The organism is Pseudomonas sp. GW822-FHT07A10, from assembly GCF_058798795.1.
Window position 1 is genome coordinate 225 of record NZ_JBXAKV010000036.1, and the last position, 838, is coordinate 1062.

At 61.6% G+C, this 838-nt stretch carries 1 protein-coding gene; it reads right to left on the bottom strand.

Annotation, left to right across the window (positions count from 1 at the left end; translation table 11 throughout):
• On the bottom strand, positions 1–838 hold an 838-nt coding region (locus tag AC1RL4_RS29220; RefSeq protein ID WP_493120710.1), incomplete at both ends, for a VCBS domain-containing protein.

An 838-nucleotide genomic window follows, 5' to 3' on the forward strand; every position in this document is an offset into this window, starting at 1 on the left:
TGGTGAATACTTCGTTATGAGTCTCGCCGGCCTGCAACGATTGCACCGCACTGGCAACGCCATTGGTGCCGTTGGCCAGGGTGTAAGTCCATTGACCGGTGCTGTCGACGGCGATCGAGCCATAAGTGCCGGTATTGGACCCGGCAATGCTCCAAGTGGCGGTGGCCGCATGATCGATGTCGCTCGAGCTGAACTGGCCACTGACGCTGAGGGTGGTGTCTTCCTGCACGTTGCCGGCATCATTACCCGACGCGAAGCTGAGCACCGGCGCGTCATTGCTGCCGGTGACGGTCACGGTCACCTGTTGGGTGTCGACGCCGCCCAGGCCATCGCTGACCTGGATGGTGAATACTTCGTTATGAGTCTCGCCGGCCTGCAACGATTGCACCGCACTGGCAACGCCATTGGTGCCGTTGGCCAGGGTGTAAGTCCATTGACCGGTGCTGTCGACGGCGATCGAGCCGTAGGTTCCAGTTGCCGAGCCATTGATCGACCAGGTGGCGGTGGCATTGTGATCGATGTCGCTCGAGCTGAATTGGCCACTGACACTGAGCGTGGTGTCTTCCTGCACGGTGCCGGCATCGTTGCCGCTGGCGAAACTGAGCACGGGCGCATCGTTGCTGCCGGTGACAGTGACGGTCACCTGCTGGGTGTCGACGCCGCCGAGGCCATCGCTGACCTGCACGCTGAACACTTCGTTATGACTTTCGCCGGCCTTCAGCGATTGCACGGCACTGGCGACGCCATCGGTGCCGTTGGCCAGGGTGTAGGTCCATTGACCGCTGCTGTCGACGGCGATCGAGCCATAAGTGCCGGTATTGGACCCGGCAATACTCCA